This is a genomic window from Deltaproteobacteria bacterium (genome assembly GCA_023382265.1).
In the GTDB taxonomy this organism is placed as follows: Bacteria; JAMCPX01; JAMCPX01; order JAMCPX01; family JAMCPX01; genus JAMCPX01.
This window is the reverse complement of record JAMCPX010000055.1, coordinates 1-16771: the sequence shown is the minus strand read 5'-3', so window position 1 is coordinate 16771 and position 16771 is coordinate 1. Positions and strand designations below refer to the sequence as shown.

Here is a 16771-nt window from a genome sequence, read left to right as displayed (position 1 = left end):
AGCTGAAAAAAGGAAGATTTGAATTTGCTAACGAGGGAACCATATTCCTTGATGAAATCGGAGAATTGACACCATCCACTCAGGCAAAACTTTTAAGAGTTCTACAGGAAAGACAGTTTGAAAGGCTTGGCGGGACAAAGACAATAGATATTGATGTAAGGATTATAGCTGCTACAAATAAAGACCTTGAAAATGCAATAATTGAGAAGAAATTTAGAGAAGACCTGTACTACAGACTGAATGTTGTCCCTATATTTATGCCTGCATTAAGGGATCGCAAAGAAGATATCCCATTACTTGCAGAGCATTTCCTCAGGCAGGCTAATGAAGAACATGGTAAACACTGTAAACTGTCGGAAGAAGCAATGCAGTTTCTTATTGAATACGGCTGGCCGGGGAATGTGAGAGAATTTGAGAATATCATGGAGCGAGCAGTCATAATGGCAAAAGGTGCGGTGATCGGGCTGAAAGACCTCCCCATCCCTATTGCACCTCATAATATTCAGGTTCCTGCGCAGAGCCGCGCGGTATACAAAAATCAGGAATCATACATGCTCGGCAGTATGGTAAAGAATATCGAGAAGAATAAAATAATAGAGGCATTAAAGGAATCCAACGGCATAAAGGCAAGGGCATCAAGAATGCTTGGCATAACTCAGAGGCAGCTTGGTTATAAAATCAAAAAATACGGAATATCTGTAGAAGTGTCTGCTGTGGTAAATGATGAATAGAGCGGTTCACTTCAGATTCGGTATGGTTAGATATATACATTTTTGTAATATTAATACAATATTGTATATAGAAATACTACAAAAATGTAATGCTATGCAGGGTTAGGGTATATGTAGTAAAGTGAGGCGGTATTTGGCATATAATCTGCTTACATTAATATGGACATCTAAATAATTGTTATAGTATACAGGAGAAAAAATTAAAGGAGGAAAGTATGGGTGCAAAAGAGGTTTTAAAACTGATTGTAGAAAAAGGAATAAGGTATGCAGATCTTAAATTCCTTGATTTTGTAGGTACATGGCAACACTTTACGGTTCCTGTGCATGAACTTACGGAAGACGTGTTTGAAGAAGGTCTTGGTTTTGATGGCAGTAGTATTCGGGGATGGCAGCCGATACACGCAAGTGATATGCTTGTTGTCCCTGATGCTGCAACGGTAGTCATAGATCCATTTATAGCAGAGCCGACGGTAAGTCTTATATGCAACATTCAGGACCCGATAACAAAAGAATATTATTCAAGGGATCCAAGAAATATCGCTAGAAAGGCAGAGAATTATCTTAAAGCAACAGGTATTGGAGATATAGCTTACTTTGGCCCGGAACTGGAATTTTTTACTTTTGATGACATAAGATACGATCAAACAGTAAACGCAGGCTATTATTTCATAGATTCTGTAGAAGGACAGTGGAATACTGGAAGGATTGAGAACCCAAATCTCGGTTATAAACCGAGGTATAAAGAAGGGTATTTCCCGGTAGCTCCAACGGATTCCCAGACGGATCTTCGCAGCGAAATGGTCTCTTACATGGAAAGCCTCGGTCTAAAGATAGAAAAACATCATCATGAAGTTGCGACAGGCGGTCAGGCAGAGATAGACATGGTTTTTGATTCACTTATTAATATGGGTGACAAGGTAATGTGGTATAAACATGTAGTTAAAAACGTTGCAAAGAAACATGGAAAAACAGCTACATTTATGCCCAAACCATTATTTGGAGACAATGGTTCAGGAATGCACACGCATCAAAGTATATGGAAGGGAGGTAAACCGCTTTTTGCTGGCAACAGCTATGGCGGGATTAGTGAGCTTGCAATGTATTACATAGGTGGAATACTAAAACATGCACCCTCTGTATGTGCTTTTACAAATCCAACGACAAACTCCTACAGAAGGCTTGTACCCGGTTTTGAAGCGCCTGTTAACCTTGCTTATTCAAGTAGGAATAGATCGGCTTCCGTAAGAATTCCGATGTATTCTCCAAGCCCAAAAACGAAGAGAATAGAAGTTAGATTTCCAGACCCATCCTCAAACAGTTACCTCGGGTTTGCAGCTATGTTAATGGCAGGGCTTGACGGAATTCAAAACAAGATAAAGCCCGGCGAACCTCTTGATAAGGATATATACGGGCTATCACCGGAAGAATTGAAAAATGTCCCAAGCACACCCGGAAGTCTTGAAGAAGCATTAAATGCATTGAAAAAGGATCACGAGTATTTGCTTAAAGGCGACGTTTTTACATCCGATGTAATAGAGACATGGATTGAATATAAAATAAAGAACGAGATTAATCCCGTTAAACTCAGACCGGTCCCAATGGAATTCAATCTGTATTTTGACGCATAGACTTAAATTTGCACGGCAGGGGCAATTCATGAATTGCCCCTATATTTTTAAGGGAAAAACATGAAAAAAATTTTATCTACCATATTCGGTCTGACTATTTTTTTAATGCCGGCAGCGGCATTAGCAGATGCGGCAGCCTCTTCAGTTCCCAAAATCAATACGGGTGATACCGCATTCATGCTGCTATCGGCAGCACTTGTAATGCTTATGACACCGGGACTTGCAATGTTTTACGGCGGCATGGTGCGTAAGAAAAACGTTCTTGGCACAATCATGCAGAGCTTTATGGCGCTCGCCATTATAAGTATACAATGGGTATTATTCGGTTATAGTCTCGCATTCGGTCCTGACATACACGGTATTATTGGAAGCCTTAAATGGTTTGGATTACATGGTGTAGGGCTTACTCCATATCCTATTTATGCACCGACAATACCTCATCAGGCATTTATGATTTTCCAGATGATGTTTGCAGTAATAACTCCGGCGCTTATCACAGGTGCATTTGCAGAAAGGATGAAGTTCTCAACCTATGTTGTGTTTATATTGATATGGTCAACCATTGTTTACGATCCAATCGCTCATTGGGTATGGGGTTATGGGGGGTGGATAAGGAATATGGGAGCAATGGACTTTGCTGGGGGTACTGTTGTTCATATAAGCTCCGGCATATCGGCTCTTGCAGCCATACTCATTATTGGTAAGAGACTTAACTACGGCAAAGAAAGGTTTGTTCCACACAACCTTCCATTAACAATAATAGGTGCGGCTTTACTGTGGTTTGGATGGTTTGGTTTTAACGCAGGCAGTGCTATTGCGTCAGGCAGCCTTAGCACATCGGCATTTGTCGTAACACAAATAGCTGCGTCTGCAGCAGCAATAGGATGGGTGATCGGTGAATGGGCAAGAAATGGAAAACCTACGACACTTGGAGCTGTAAGTGGTGCTGTTGCGGGGCTTGTTGCCATAACACCTGCTTCAGGTTATGTAACCCCGTTATCGGCAATTATAATAGGCTTAATAGCAGGGCTTCTTTGTTATTATGCGGTTAGCAAGATGAAACCGAAATTCGGTTATGATGATGCGCTTGATGTTGTGGGTGTGCATGGTGTTGGCGGCACATGGGGAGCTATTGCAACAGGGTTGTTTGCAACCTTATCTATAAATAGCGCTGGTGCAAACGGCTTTTTTTACGGCAATCCCAAACAGCTTTTGATCCAATTAATAGCTGTAGCTGTTACAATGGCTTATGCATTCATTATGACGGTAATAGTATTAAAGGTCCTTGATAAGATAATGGGATTACGCGTGGAACAGGAAGATGAATCAATCGGCATTGACATAAGTCAGCATGGAGAAGAAGGCTATAACATGTAAGGCAAAATTGGACAGGGGAGAGCAGACCTGAACAAACCATTAGCCGTTGTAAGGCACATAGGTGTAGAGGGCCCCGGTGTCATAAAAGATGTGTTGAAAAAAAGGTCAATACAATACGTTTACATTGATACGTGGAAGGATCAAATGCCGTCAGTTCCCGATATGTACAGTGGATTTATTATTCTTGGTGGTCCTATGGGTGTGTATGAGAAAGATAAATACCCGTTTATAGAAAATGAGTTGTCGCTTATAAGAAAAGCTCATGATAATGGTTTACCCGTTATAGGAATATGCCTTGGCGCACAGATGATTGCACAGGCATTCGGCGGAAGGGTGTACAGGGGTGTTTCAAAAGAGATTGGATGGTATCGGATTAGAGCTACGGAAGAAGGTTTTGGTGATACGATATTCAGTACACTAGGCAAATGGCCAATGGTTTTTCAATGGCACGGAGATACTTTTGAGCTTCCTAAAAATGCCGTTTTACTTGCAGGCTCTGAGCTTTATCCCGATCAGGCATTCAAAATAGACGATCGTATCTATGCCATTCAATTTCATCTTGAGGTTAGAGATAGTGATATTAAACAATGGCTTGAAGAGTATAAGACAGAGATTTCTTCTTTAAAAAATACGATAGACGTAGATCAAATCCTTAAAGATACGGAAATGTATGCGGGTGTGTTGAATAGATCGGGTACGAAATTATTCGGTAGATTTTTTGATAAGTTTGTAGTTTAACTTCAATTTTTGATATTGACAAAGCCTTTTGCCTACGATGCTCAACAGCCTCATATTCTATGTATTTTTGCTGAGGATTATAAAACCGGCAGAACATGTAATAAACCCAGGGAGAGAACGGGATCTTTTTCGCTGAGAAGGGCAATGGAGATTCCTGTTTTCCCTCACGGTTGCCATAGACTATATGGATCAACTGAGCCGGCCGAATCTTAGGTTATCAGATCTTTTATCTCCTGTGCATGGTAAGAACTCCTCACAAGAGGACCGGCATACACATACTTTATACCGATCTCCCTGCCGTAATTCTCATACTCCCTGTAGATCGGTTCTTTTATGTATTCATGGACGGGTATGTTTTTTAATGTTGGCATTAAGTATTGTCCTATCGTAACGATATCACAGCCTGCATTTTTCAGATCAACAAGAACAGCTTTTAATTCATCTGTAGTTTCACCAAGACCTACCATTAACCCTGATTTTACAAGCACTTTTTTATGCCTTTTCACAAAGTTTAAAACGTCTAAAGAACGTTTATAATTAGCACCTATTCTTACACTTTTGTAAAGAGACGGCACTGTTTCAAGGTTGTGATTGAATATCTCAAAATCCGCATCAAGCACACGCAGTATTGCATCATTTTTACCTTTAAAATCTGGTGTAAGCAATTCTACCGTTATGGAGGAGTTATATCTTTTTATTTCACTCGCCACTTGATAAAAGTGGTCCGCACCGCTGTCTTCGAGATCGTCTCTTGTAACCGATGTTACAACAGCATGCGTTATGCCAAGCTCTTTAATGGTTTTTGCGATATGTTCCGGCTCATGGGAATCAAGCTTTAAGGGCTTCCCTTTATCGATTGAACAGAACTTACATGCTCTTGTACATATATTCCCCATGATCAGAAAAGTTGCCCTATTTAATTCGAAGCATTCGCTTATATTGGGGCATCTTGCTGATTCACAAACGGTATGAAGTTCATGTATCCTGAGCAGTGTTTTTGTTTGATGAACACTGCCGCTCAGCACAAGTGTTTTTTTTAAATACCATGGAAGCCTCTGTAAACCCATAAATTGAATTTTTCTCTAACACGCATGCAAAGCTTTGTCAAAAACAACAATCTTTGCACCAATCCTTGACAAGGCTTTTTGATGTATGTAATTTATGCAATAGTATATTGTATACAATGGATAAAATTTATGATGTTTAATTTTGCAAACGTATTTACTTTTATAGTTGTAGGAAGCTTGTTTGTTGCTGTTAGCCTTTTTCTTGCAAGGCTTATCAGACCAGCGGAGCCTAACCTGACAAAGATGAATACGTACGAGTGCGGAGAGGATACCATTGGAAATAGCTGGATTACCTTTAATATAAGGTTTTATGTTGTTGCTTTGATCTTTATCATATTTGATGTTGAAGCCGTATTTCTGTTCCCGTGGGCAATTGTTTATAAATCAATAGGATGGATGGCATTCTGGGATGTACTCATATTTATAGTCATACTTCTTGTAGGCTTAGCTTATGTATGGGGCATGGGTGATCTAAACTGGATCAAAGAGCTTGGCAATCTTGATGAGGATTAAAAAGGTGGAACATTATGGGTGTATTAGAAAATAGTTTACCCCCGAATATGTTATTTACGACGGTTGATAAATTTTTAAACTGGTCGAAAAAATCGTCACTCTGGTATATGCTTTTTGCAACGGCGTGCTGCGGGATAGAACTTATGCAGGCGGGTGCGTCAAGATATGACCTTGACAGGTTCGGCTCTGTTTTTAGGGCAACACCGAGACAGTCCGATCTGATAATTGTTGCAGGGACAATTACGCACAAGATGGCAGACAGGGTGAAAAAACTGTACGATCAAATGCCTTCTCCGAAGTATGTAATAGCAATGGGCAGTTGTGCTAATACAGGCGGCCCGTTCTTTAAAGATTCATATTCCGTACTTAAAGGAGTGGATCAGATAATTCCTGTTGATGTATATGTCCCCGGTTGTCCGCCAAGGCCGGAGGCACTGATTGACGGCATAATAAAGCTGCAGCAGAAGATCATGGAGAAGAAGAATCTGGTAAAGAGCTAATGGAAGCGAAAGATATACATCAATTACTTGTTAATAGGTTTCATGACAGGATAAAGGATTTTCAAGAAAATACCTTTCCCAATGCCGTCGTTGTAGACGGAAGCTCAATTGTAGAGGTATGCGGTTTTTTAAAAAACGAACCGGGCATGGAGTTTACATCGCTTATATCAATTAGCGGCGTAGACCTTAAAGAGCAATCCAAACTGATGGTTGCGTATCATCTCGGTTCAATGCAACACAAGCATAAGATCGTATTAAAAGTGGAAACAGACAGGAATAATCCCCATGTACCTACTATCGAGATGCTCTGGCGAGGCGCAAACTGGTATGAACGGGAGGCTTATGATCTGTACGGCATTATTTTTGACGGGAATTCAGATCTAAGGAGGATCCTTTTACCGGATGATTGGGAAGGCTATCCGATGCGAAAAGATTATGTTTATCCAAAACGATACCATACATGGAATGTGTAAATGACGCAGGTAGATGAAAGATTCATGTACGTAAATATGGGGCCGCAGCATCCAAGCACGCATGGGGTGCTGAGGCTATTACTGAAGACCGATGGTGAAATCGTTGAGCATGCCACACCGCATATAGGTTATCTTCATAGAGGTCTTGAGAAAATAGCTGAAAGGGTTACATTCCCTCAGTTTACGCCGTTCACAGATAGGCTTGATTACCTTGCATCTATGAACTGTAACCTTGCTTATGCATTAACCGTTGAGAAACTTTTAAATATCGAGATCCCGAGAAGGGCGCAGATAATAAGGGTAATAATGGCAGAACTTAATAGGATCTCAAGCCATCTTATAGCGTTTGGTTCTTTTTCATCTGATATGGGTGCATTTACGCCGTTTCTTTATGGAATAAGGGAGAGGGAATTTATTAATGATCTTTTTGAAATGGTCTGCGGAAACAGGCTTACGTATAATTATATAAGGATTGGTGGTGTTTCTAAGGATATCCCGGATGGGTTTATAGAGAAAACAAAAGAATTCCTTGATTATTTTCCTGCAAAGCTAAAAGAATACAACGAAGTTTTATCATACAATGCTGTATTTGTAAAAAGGCTCGCAAATGTTGGTGTAATAACTACAGATCAGGCAATTGAATATGGCATTACCGGTCCAAATCTGAGGGCATCTGGTATAAAATGGGATCTTAGAAGGGAAGAGCCGTACCTTATATACAATGAACTTGATTTTGATGTTCCTGTCGGGAAAGGCGAAATGGGTACTATAGGCGATTCATGGGATAGGTACATGATGAGAATTTATGAAATGGGGCAGTCGGCACGTATAGTCGGGCAGTGCCTTGATATGCTTCCTCAGGGTGATTTTACGGCAAAGGTCCCGAAGGTGTTGAGGGTGCCGCAGGGCGAGGTTTATGTCCGCGCTGAAAATCCAAGAGGGGAGCTTGGATTTTATCTTATAAGTGATGGCTCAATAAAGCCTTATAGATTAAAAATCCGTGCGCCGTCATTTGCAAATCTTAGCATATTTCCGCTGCTTGCAAAGGGTGTTATGGTAGCTGACATAGTAGCTCTTATCGGGAGTCTTGATATTATACTGCCGGAGATAGACAGATGATTGAATTCGTAAATCATATCTTTTCACATCTTATAAACTCGCTGCCAATAACAAGGTTGCTGGTTGTCATAGGTATAATGGTTGTGGCAAGTATTATTATACTCATGTTTGTACTGTTGTATGAGGGGCTGGCAACTTATGCTGAAAGAAAAGTTGCCGGAGATATTCAGGCAAGAATAGGTCCAAACAGGGTTGGTCCTTATGGACTTTTACAGTTCGTTGCAGACGGGGTAAAACTGATTTTAAAGGAAGATATAATCCCATTCTATGCAGATAAATGGTTGTTTGTTATAGCTCCATACATTGTTTTTACGTCTTCTTTTGCTGCATTCGTACCGCTATCGTACAGCAGTCATGTTTATGTGGCTGATATGAATGTCGGCATACTTTATATACTTGCCATTTCATCTGTTGTTTCCATGGCAATACTTATGGGCTCATGGGGCTCGAACAACAAATGGTCATTGATTGGAGGCATGCGCGCTGTTGCCCAGATCGTTAGCTATGAGATCCCAACAGTTTTATCGCTGCTCGCGGCGATCATTATAACAGGCACAATGAGCATGAGAGGCATCATTGAATATCAATCAGGCGGCCTCGGCATCTTTAGATGGATTTTATTCAACAACCCATTTGTATTTTTGGCTTTTTTTATTTATTTTATCTCTTCCATAGCAGAGGTAAACAGGACCCCGTTTGATATACCGGAGGCAGAGTCGGAACTTGTTGCCGGCTATCATACCGAGTACACAGGCATGCGTTTTGCTTTTTATTTTATGGCAGAGTATGGTGATATGTTTATCGTAAGTGCTATAGCAGTGACCGTATTTCTCGGCGGATGGCAGATACCGTTTATAGCGGGGCTTCACATAAATACATGGCTGCGGCAGGCGATTGAAATAGTGGTTTTCATGATAAAGATTTTTGTTTTGATATACGTTATGATGTGGATAAGATGGACGCTTCCAAGGTTAAGGGTTGATCAACTTATGGAAATGAGCTGGAAGTATCTTACACCTATAGCTTTTTTTAATCTTATAGGCTCAAGCGTCTGGGTTGCTCTATTCAACGGCAAAGGTATTTATGACATATTCAGAGGATTGTTTATCCATTAATGGAGATGCAGTGTTAAAAGGTTTTAAGGAATACTTTAAAAAAATAACATCCGCTGTGAAGTCCGTATTCACGGGTATGGGTGTTACTATAAAATACGGGGTTAATTCAAAGACAGAGGTTACACAACAATACCCTGAGGTTCGGAGAGAACCTTATGATAGATTCAGAGGCAAATTGTTTGTTGATATAAATATCTGTACCGGCTGTACAGCGTGTGTACGGATCTGTCCTGTGGATGCAATATTTTTAAAAACGGTACGTGATGCAAACAAAAAGCTTAGACCGGTTATATTTGATATAGATAACGCGAGATGCATATATTGCGGTCTATGCGTGGAAGCTTGCCCGGTAGAAAAGTGCCTTTACTTTAATAAGGATTATGAGTTTTCAGCTTTTTCAAGAGATGAACTTGTGACGCATTTTGGGCTCGGCGAGCTTGCAGAAGTGAGCGTATCAGTAGAAGTTAAACCCGCCACAGCTGCTGCCGCTGATGCAGTAATTCAGGGAGACCCATTATCGGCAACAAACGTAAATGCAGCGGTAAAGACAGGTATACCGGAAATGGCTCCGGACGGACACGGGGGAAAGGAACCGGTGAAAAAATAATGGACAGCTATACAGTATATTCAATCCTTTTTTATGTTTTCGCATCTCTCATAATAGGCTCTGCCTTACTCGTGGTATTATTTAATAATATTGTAAAATCCGCTTTTGCATTATTTTTTACACTTTTTGGCGTTGCAGGCATATACGTATTGCTCGGTGCGGATTTTTTAGGGGTTACCCAGGTCTTAATCTATATAGGGGGTATTCTTATTCTTATAGTGTTTGGTGTTATGTTAACACAGCGTTCTTACAGTGCTGATATCTTTAACAGAACCGGGACGGTAGTGATGGGAACGATCAGCGCTATTATCACATTCACACTCATTTATTATGCGATAAAACCGTCACCATGGTTGAATATGGGCTATAAACCCGATGTTCCAACAACCCAAATTATAGGTACACAGTTCCTCACAACATACATTTTGCCTTTTGAACTTGCATCCATTATGCTTGTGCTTGGCATGATCGGGGCTGCATCTCTTATAAGGTCAGAAATAAGGAGAAAAGATCAATGAGCTTTTTATCATACCCTGATGTAAATCATTACCTTATCCTTTCAGGGCTGCTTTTTGCAATTGGTGTATTTGGAGTTATTACAAGGAAAAATGCAATAGCTGTCTTAATGGGCATAGAGCTCATGCTTAATGCTGCCAATATTAACCTTGTTGCCTTTTCAAAATTCATAGAGCGTGGGATCAGCGGTCAGATTTTCGCATTGTTTTCCATAGTCGTAGCTGCAACCGAGGTTGCTGTTGCACTTGCCATCGTAATAACCATTTATAAAGCCACAAAAACTATTGATCTTGATAAAGAGGACACATTGAAGGGTTGATATGAGATATTTATTCATAGAAAACTATATATGGCTGATTCCGGTATTACCCTTAATCGGAGCTGTAATAAACCTGCTTATCGGATCAAGACTTAACAGATCCATGGTAAGCATTTTAGCGGTTGGATCAATCACTCTATCATTTATTTTATCAGTAATTGTTTACGTTCATTTAATATCTCTGCCGCCGGGAAACCGTCATTTTATAGATAGTGTTTATCAATGGATACACGTAGGCAGTTTCGGTGTAGGGTTGTCCTTTCTTGTAGATCAACTCTCAATTGTAATGATCCTTATTGTAAGCGGGGTTAGTTCTGTAATTCATTTATATTCTGTAGGGTACATGCATGGGGATAAGAGGTTTTCAAGGTATTTTGGGTTTCTCAACCTCTTTGCCTTCTCGATGCTTTTACTCGTGCTTTCGAACAGCATTTTACTCATGTTTGTTGGATGGGAAGGGGTGGGACTTTGTTCATACCTCCTGATAGGATTTTGGTTTGAGAAGCTTGAAAATGCTAAAGCAGGGATGAAGGCATTTGTTGTTAATAGAATAGGTGATTTTGGCTTTTTAACGGGGTTTTTACTCCTTTTCACTGTAATGGGTTCAAAGACCGGCGTATGGTCGCTTGACTTTGGGGTTATAAAATCCAACATAATGTTAATGCCGCCTGCTGTACTTACAGCAGTGGGGCTATTACTTTTTGTTGGAGCTACAGGCAAGTCGGCGCAGATTCCACTATATGTATGGCTTCCTGATGCAATGGCGGGTCCAACGCCTGTCAGTGCTTTAATCCACGCAGCTACAATGGTTACAGCAGGTGTTTATATGATCGCAAGGATGAATTTTCTTTACAGCCTTGCCCCCGATGCATTAAGGGTTATTGCAATTGTTGGGGCTCTTACTGCTTTTTTTGCAGCAACCATTGGACTCGTGCAGAACGATATTAAAAAGGTTCTTGCATATTCAACAGTGAGTCAGCTCGGTTATATGTTTATTGGTGTTGGGGTTGGCGCTTTTGCATCCGGGATATTCCATCTTATGACGCATGCCTTTTTTAAGGCATTGTTATTCCTGGGTTCAGGTAGCGTAATCCATGCAATGTCGGGTGAGCAGGATATAAGAAAAATGGGCGGGCTTGCAAAAAAACTGCCTATAACAGCAGCTACTTTTATTGTGGCATATCTTGCTATTTCCGGTGTGCCGGGTTTTGCAGGGTTCTTTAGTAAAGATGATATCCTTTACAATGCTTATATAAGTCCATACGGCGGTCCTTTTGTATGGACGCTCGGCGTACTCGGTGCAGTACTTACTGCATTTTACATGACAAGGCTTGTTATCTTGACATTCTTTGGTAAGCCAAGAATGGATCAGCATACCAGCGAACATGTGCATGAATCTCCAAAGACAATGACGATACCGCTTATCGTACTTGCTATTCTGTCCGTTATCGGCGGGTATATAGGTATGCCGGAGATTTTCGGGGTTAATAATCTATTTGCACAATTTCTTGGACCCGTTTTCGCATCGGGTGTGAAACTGCCGGAAGGTTCCATAGGTCTTGAATGGACATTAATGGTAGTTTCAGTTGTTATGGCATTTACCGGCATTGGTATTGGTTATTACATGTACGTTGTAAACCCTGATATGCCTGCTGCTTTGGCAGATAGGTTTAAAACGGTTTATGCTTGGTTACTCAACAAGTATTATGTGGATGAATTTTATTTCAAGTATGTGATTGAGCCGTTGATGTATTTTAAGGGTTTACTTTTAAGGTTTGACAACAGAGTAATCGACGGATCAGTTAATGGAGTCGCAAGATTCGGGAAAAGACTTTCCGATTTTGAAGGTGCATTTGACAGGATCGTTGTAGACGGTGCCGTAAATGCTGTTGGTGATGGGATAGTTAGCGCAGGGAGTACATTAAGACGTATACAAACAGGGTTTGTGCAGAGCTATGTTATGTATGCGATTATAGGTCTTGCAATACTACTTGCAATCGTTTTGTTATAGGAGGAACAGGAGATGATTAGCAATCTTTTAAGCTGGATAATATTTACACCGATGATAGGTTTTGTACTTATTTTGCTTATGCCAAAGGATAAAGTTTCATGGATAAGATGGACAGCAGTTGTTTTTACCTTTATTCCTATGGCGCTTTCGCTTTATATGTATGCAGCAATGGATCAGTCGGCGTCCGGTTTCCAGTTCGTAGAGCAGTATCAATGGATCCCGGCATTTAATATACACTATTTCCTCGGTGTAGACGGTATAAGTGCCGTGATGGTTATACTTACCGGGTTGTTAGGCTTTTTATCCGTATTTGCATCATGGAACATAAATAAGGCACATAAAGCATATTTCGCACTTTATCTTTTACTTGTAACCGCGATGTTTGGAGTTTTCCTCGCATTGGATTTTTTCCTGTTCTATGTTTTCTGGGAACTGATGCTTTTCCCAATGTATTTTCTTATCGGGATATGGGGAGGCCCAAGAAGGGAGTATGCTGCTATAAAGTTTTTCCTGTATACGCTCGCGGGCAGTGTGCTCATGCTTGTAGTTATACTTGTATTTTATTTTAACAGCATCGATCCAGCTACAGGCAAACACACATTCAGCATCGTAACATTAATGAACCAGTCTAATCAGACTGCGTTTATAAAGCAGTTCTGGGTAAGGCTTGCAATGTATATAGCCCTATTTATCGCCTTTGCCATAAAGGTACCTGTATTCCCGTTTCATACATGGCTTCCTGATGCACATGTTGAAGCCCCTACTGCAATAAGCGTTATACTTGCCGGTGTATTACTTAAGATGGGTGCATACGGTATTATGAGAATAAGCTATCCACTGCTTCCGGATATGGCCATTTACACAGCATTCCCGCTTGCCATTCTTGGATTGATCAACATAGTTTACGGTGCGCTTGTCGCAATGGCACAAACGGATTTCAAAAAGATGATTGCGTACTCGTCGGTAAGCCACATGGGCTATGTTATGCTTGGCTTATCTTCTTTAACGCTCATCGGCTTTAACGGTGCACTTATGCAGATGTTCAATCACGGAACCATTACAGGGATGTTGTTCTTGCTTGTAGGTGTAGTCTATGACAGGGCACATCACAGGGACCTTGATGGATTTGGCGGTCTGGCATCTTACATGCCTGTCTATGCCGGTATAACCAGCCTTGCATTTATGGCATCTCTTGGTTTGCCTGGATTGAGTGGTTTTATCGGTGAGGCGTTGGTATTTCTTGGTACATTCAAAGCATACCCCGTTATAGTTATAATCTCTGCACTCGGCGTAATATTCACGGCAGGTTATTTCCTATGGGCATATCAACGGGTTTTCTTCGGACCTGCCAACGAAAAGTATAAGGGTATAGCAGATATAAACGGTAGAGAGCTATTCACACTCATACCTCTTGCATTGGTTACGATCTTTCTTGGCATCTATCCTTTACCATTCTTCCATCTTGTTAACGCCTCATTAACCAGACTGCTTACGATGGTAGGACATTGAGAACATTATGCCGGGTATAATTGCCAGATCACTATTTTTAATAACACCTGAAATAATCGCAACGATTACAGCGTTGATTGCATTAATTGCTGCCGTGATTATGAAGGGGACGAATAACAAGGGCGCTTTTTATGTAGGTATTATCGGGATGCTGGGCTCTATTACTGCTACTGTGGTTTTATATCTAAGGTATACCATGAATACCGCTTTCTATGGTATGATCGCAATAGACCCTTTTAGTTTGTTCTTCAGGCTGATTGCTTATGGCTCTGTTGTGTACATATTACTTATGTCATTCAGCTCAAGGGAATTGGAAGATTCAAAAGGAAAATGGGAGTTTGTGTCAATTTTGTCTGGGTTTGCAATAGGAATGTCGATGATGGCAAGCTCAATGAACCTGATCATGATATACCTATCGATGGAACTTTTAAGCATAATGTCATATCTGCTTGTTTCATACACCCATGGCTCAAGGAGATCCAAAGAAGCAGGGCTTAAGTATATCATATATGGTTCCATAGCGTCTGCATTTATGCTTTACGGCATGTCACTGTTGTTTGGGCTTACACGGACCCTTGATTTAAAGGTGATTGTAACGGCATTCCAAAATAACAATTTCCCTGCCATAACACTTTACATAGCAACCATATTTATACTTACGGGCTTTGGTTTTAAAATAGCAATGGTTCCCCTACACATGTGGGCCCCTGACGTATACGAAGGCGCGCCGATACCTGTTACAGCATTGCTTACGGTTGGTTCTAAGGCAGCAGGTTTTGCAGTACTATTACGATTCTTTTACACAGCATACATAAGTACTGTAAGTATGACACAGTACTATGTTAATGTGACTCCCATAAAATGGCTATTAATCATAGCTATAGCCTCTGCTGTTACAATGACGGTAGGAAATATTATAGCTATTGCCCAGGATAACATTAAAAGGATGCTTGCGTATTCAAGTATATCGCATGCAGGTTACATGCTTGTGGGTCTTTCGGTTATATCAAATGAAGCTATCTCATCTGTGCTGCTTTATCTTGCGGTTTATTTCTTTATGAACATAGGCGCTTTTGTTGTTGTCATGCTTGTAGAGAATAGTATCCATTCCGAGAATATAAACGATTATAAAGGCTTGTCATGGACATCGCCTGCACTTGCTGCCGCGATGACCGTTTTTCTTTTTTCTTTAACAGGTCTTCCTCCATTTGCAGGGTTTACGGGAAAGGTGGTTGTGTTCCTTGCTGCAATCGACAAGGGACTCTACTGGCTTGTTATACTGGCAGTGATCAATACCGTAATATCACTCTACTATTATGCACGGGTTATAAAGAAAATGTATTTTGAAACTCAGCCGGATAATGTACAAAAGATCAAGGTGGGTATGCTGCCCGCCGTCATTATAATAAGTGTTCTTATACCAACGCTCCTTTTTGGTATATGGTGGTCTCCGCTTGTAAACTTTGTTCACTTCTCAAGCTTCATGTACTGACTTCAAGTCCATTCATTGCTTTACCGCCAGCATCGTTTGGAGAATTACAAGTCCTGCATCAAGTGGAGCATAGAGGAAGAAATGATAACGGGTAACAGTTGTCCATATTTTAAATAATTTGTCTGCAACTATTTTATATCGTTAGAGTTATCCATTCCCTTGCTTAATACGATTGCCCTATTATATTATGTTAGGTAAAGGAGGACTCTATGGAAATGGAATATACAAATCTTGGAAGCACGGGGTTAATAGTTTCCAGACTTTGTTTTGGAACTATGACATTCGGCCAGAGTCAATGGAAGCTCGCTGGTGTCGATCAGAAGCTTGCCAATGAGATGGTACATACTGTTATAGATCACGGCATAAACTTTTTTGATACAGCAGATGTTTATAGTGCAGGACAATCGGAAGAAATACTTGGTAAAGCACTCGGAGCAAGAAGGCAGGATGTGGTTCTGGCTACAAAGGTAAGGGGTCGGGTGGGTGCCGGTCATAACGATGCGGGATTGAGCAGGAGGCATATATTTGATGCAGTCGATAAGAGCCTTAAGCGGCTGGGCACGGATTATATAGATCTGTATCAGGTACACGGCTGGGATGCATTTACCCCGCTTGAAGAAACGATCACGGCACTAGAAGGGCTTGTAAGCGCCGGAAAGGTACGGTACATAGGGTTTTCAAACTATGCGGCATGGCAGGCTGCACTCGGTATCGGCATATCAGAAAGGCTGTCCATAGCGAGGTTCCAGACAGCCCAGATGCACTACAGTTTGCTGTGCAGGGATATAGAGCATGAGATAGTGCCGTTGTGTCTGAACAAGGGGATAGGCATATTGCCGTGGAGTCCGCTTTCAGGCGGTTTCCTGAGCGGAAAGTATAACAAAGATGCAAAACCTGCTTCAGGTACGCGCATGGGGGACAGGGGTATGCCTGTCAAGTCATGTAAAAATCTAACCGAAATAGGTATCATCTTGTCATCCAGAAATCTAATCATGGGGTTGGGTAATAAGCTCTCCTTTCTTGTTCTTGATATATACTTTCATACCAAAGATTTCA

The 16771-nt window shown here is 41.0% G+C and carries 17 protein-coding genes; 16 read left to right on the top strand and 1 reads right to left on the bottom strand.

What is annotated here, in order from left to right; all coding sequences use genetic code 11:
• From M1381_10000 to M1381_09985, 4 genes are all read left to right on the top strand, one after another.
• Nucleotides 1–731 (top strand): sigma 54-interacting transcriptional regulator (locus M1381_10000; protein MCL4479414.1); only part of this gene is annotated, 731 nt, incomplete at its 5' end.
• Nucleotides 732–946: 215 nt separating this feature from the next.
• Nucleotides 947–2359 carry a type I glutamate--ammonia ligase gene (gene glnA, locus M1381_09995; protein ID MCL4479413.1) on the top strand — a complete coding sequence of 471 codons (1413 nt, stop codon included), beginning with the start codon at nucleotides 947–949 and terminating at the stop codon, nucleotides 2357–2359.
• A 60-nt stretch (nucleotides 2360–2419) separates the two neighbouring features.
• Nucleotides 2420–3736: an ammonium transporter gene (locus tag M1381_09990; GenBank protein ID MCL4479412.1), complete on the top strand. Its 1317-nt coding sequence runs from the start codon at nucleotides 2420–2422 to the stop codon at nucleotides 3734–3736.
• A gap of 93 nt (nucleotides 3737–3829) precedes the next feature.
• Nucleotides 3830–4474: a gamma-glutamyl-gamma-aminobutyrate hydrolase family protein gene (locus M1381_09985; GenBank protein MCL4479411.1), complete on the top strand. Its 645-nt coding sequence runs from the start codon at nucleotides 3830–3832 to the stop codon at nucleotides 4472–4474.
• Nucleotides 4475–4683: 209 nt separating this feature from the next.
• On the opposite strand, the gene lipA is transcribed toward M1381_09985, so the two are convergent.
• Complete coding sequence (gene lipA, locus M1381_09980; GenBank protein ID MCL4479410.1) at nucleotides 4684–5541, bottom strand: lipoyl synthase; 858 nt, start codon at nucleotides 5539–5541, stop codon at nucleotides 4684–4686.
• Nucleotides 5542–5670: 129 nt separating this feature from the next.
• On the opposite strand from lipA, the gene M1381_09975 reads away from it, so the two are divergent.
• The 12 genes from M1381_09975 to M1381_09920 form a co-directional block, all read left to right on the top strand.
• Complete coding sequence (locus M1381_09975) at nucleotides 5671–6054, top strand: NADH-quinone oxidoreductase subunit A (GenBank protein ID MCL4479409.1); 384 nt, start codon at nucleotides 5671–5673, stop codon at nucleotides 6052–6054.
• A gap of 14 nt (nucleotides 6055–6068) precedes the next feature.
• On the top strand, nucleotides 6069–6554 hold the full coding sequence (locus M1381_09970; GenBank protein MCL4479408.1) for an NADH-quinone oxidoreductase subunit B: 486 nt from the start codon (nucleotides 6069–6071) through the stop codon (nucleotides 6552–6554).
• Entirely contained in the window at nucleotides 6554–7027 is a 474-nt protein-coding gene (locus M1381_09965; GenBank protein MCL4479407.1) for an NADH-quinone oxidoreductase subunit C, read from the top strand. The genes M1381_09970 and M1381_09965 overlap by 1 nt, the downstream gene beginning before the upstream one ends.
• A complete protein-coding gene (locus M1381_09960; GenBank protein MCL4479406.1) occupies nucleotides 7028–8146 on the top strand; it encodes an NADH-quinone oxidoreductase subunit D in 1119 nt (372 codons plus the stop codon).
• Nucleotides 8143–9261, top strand: coding sequence for an NADH-quinone oxidoreductase subunit NuoH (nuoH, locus tag M1381_09955; protein ID MCL4479405.1), 1119 nt, complete (start codon nucleotides 8143–8145; stop codon nucleotides 9259–9261). Before M1381_09960 ends, nuoH begins: the two co-directional genes overlap by 4 nt.
• A 10-nt stretch (nucleotides 9262–9271) precedes the next feature.
• Complete coding sequence (locus M1381_09950; GenBank protein ID MCL4479404.1) at nucleotides 9272–9868, top strand: NADH-quinone oxidoreductase subunit I; 597 nt, start codon at nucleotides 9272–9274, stop codon at nucleotides 9866–9868.
• The gene (locus tag M1381_09945; protein MCL4479403.1) at nucleotides 9868–10386 is read left to right on the top strand and encodes an NADH-quinone oxidoreductase subunit J; all 519 of its coding nucleotides are present in this window, start codon (nucleotides 9868–9870) and stop codon (nucleotides 10384–10386) included. The genes M1381_09950 and M1381_09945 overlap by 1 nt, the downstream gene beginning before the upstream one ends.
• Nucleotides 10383–10703: an NADH-quinone oxidoreductase subunit NuoK gene (gene nuoK / locus M1381_09940; GenBank protein MCL4479402.1), complete on the top strand. Its 321-nt coding sequence runs from the start codon at nucleotides 10383–10385 to the stop codon at nucleotides 10701–10703. Before M1381_09945 ends, nuoK begins: the two co-directional genes overlap by 4 nt.
• Before the next feature lies 1 nt (nucleotide 10704).
• The gene (nuoL, locus tag M1381_09935) at nucleotides 10705–12714 is read left to right on the top strand and encodes an NADH-quinone oxidoreductase subunit L (GenBank protein ID MCL4479401.1); all 2010 of its coding nucleotides are present in this window, start codon (nucleotides 10705–10707) and stop codon (nucleotides 12712–12714) included.
• Nucleotides 12715–12726: 12 nt separating this feature from the next.
• Nucleotides 12727–14223, top strand: a complete 1497-nt coding sequence (locus M1381_09930; protein ID MCL4479400.1) for an NADH-quinone oxidoreductase subunit M — start codon at nucleotides 12727–12729, stop codon at nucleotides 14221–14223.
• Nucleotides 14224–14230: 7 nt separating this feature from the next.
• Nucleotides 14231–15715, top strand: a complete 1485-nt coding sequence (locus M1381_09925; protein ID MCL4479399.1) for an NADH-quinone oxidoreductase subunit N — start codon at nucleotides 14231–14233, stop codon at nucleotides 15713–15715.
• A 209-nt stretch (nucleotides 15716–15924) separates the two neighbouring features.
• Nucleotides 15925–16771 (top strand): aldo/keto reductase (locus M1381_09920; protein MCL4479398.1); only part of this gene is annotated, 847 nt, incomplete at its 3' end.

Bases quoted from the DNA above. Each gene is read 5' to 3' on its own strand.
- glnA (MCL4479413.1), top strand. From the start codon at position 947: ATGGGTGCAAAAGAGGTTTTAAAACTGATTGTAGAAAAAGGAATAAGG.
- M1381_09990 (MCL4479412.1), top strand. From the start codon at position 2,420: ATGAAAAAAATTTTATCTACCATATTCGGTCTGACTATTTTTTTAATG.
- lipA (MCL4479410.1), bottom strand. From the start codon at position 5,541: ATGGGTTTACAGAGGCTTCCATGGTATTTAAAAAAAACACTTGTGCTG.
- M1381_09975 (MCL4479409.1), top strand. From the start codon at position 5,671: ATGATGTTTAATTTTGCAAACGTATTTACTTTTATAGTTGTAGGAAGC.
- M1381_09970 (MCL4479408.1), top strand. From the start codon at position 6,069: ATGGGTGTATTAGAAAATAGTTTACCCCCGAATATGTTATTTACGACG.
- M1381_09965 (MCL4479407.1), top strand. From the start codon at position 6,554: ATGGAAGCGAAAGATATACATCAATTACTTGTTAATAGGTTTCATGAC.
- M1381_09960 (MCL4479406.1), top strand. From the start codon at position 7,028: ATGACGCAGGTAGATGAAAGATTCATGTACGTAAATATGGGGCCGCAG.
- nuoH (MCL4479405.1), top strand. From the start codon at position 8,143: ATGATTGAATTCGTAAATCATATCTTTTCACATCTTATAAACTCGCTG.
- M1381_09945 (MCL4479403.1), top strand. From the start codon at position 9,868: ATGGACAGCTATACAGTATATTCAATCCTTTTTTATGTTTTCGCATCT.
- nuoK (MCL4479402.1), top strand. From the start codon at position 10,383: ATGAGCTTTTTATCATACCCTGATGTAAATCATTACCTTATCCTTTCA.
- nuoL (MCL4479401.1), top strand. From the start codon at position 10,705: ATGAGATATTTATTCATAGAAAACTATATATGGCTGATTCCGGTATTA.
- M1381_09930 (MCL4479400.1), top strand. From the start codon at position 12,727: ATGATTAGCAATCTTTTAAGCTGGATAATATTTACACCGATGATAGGT.
- M1381_09925 (MCL4479399.1), top strand. From the start codon at position 14,231: ATGCCGGGTATAATTGCCAGATCACTATTTTTAATAACACCTGAAATA.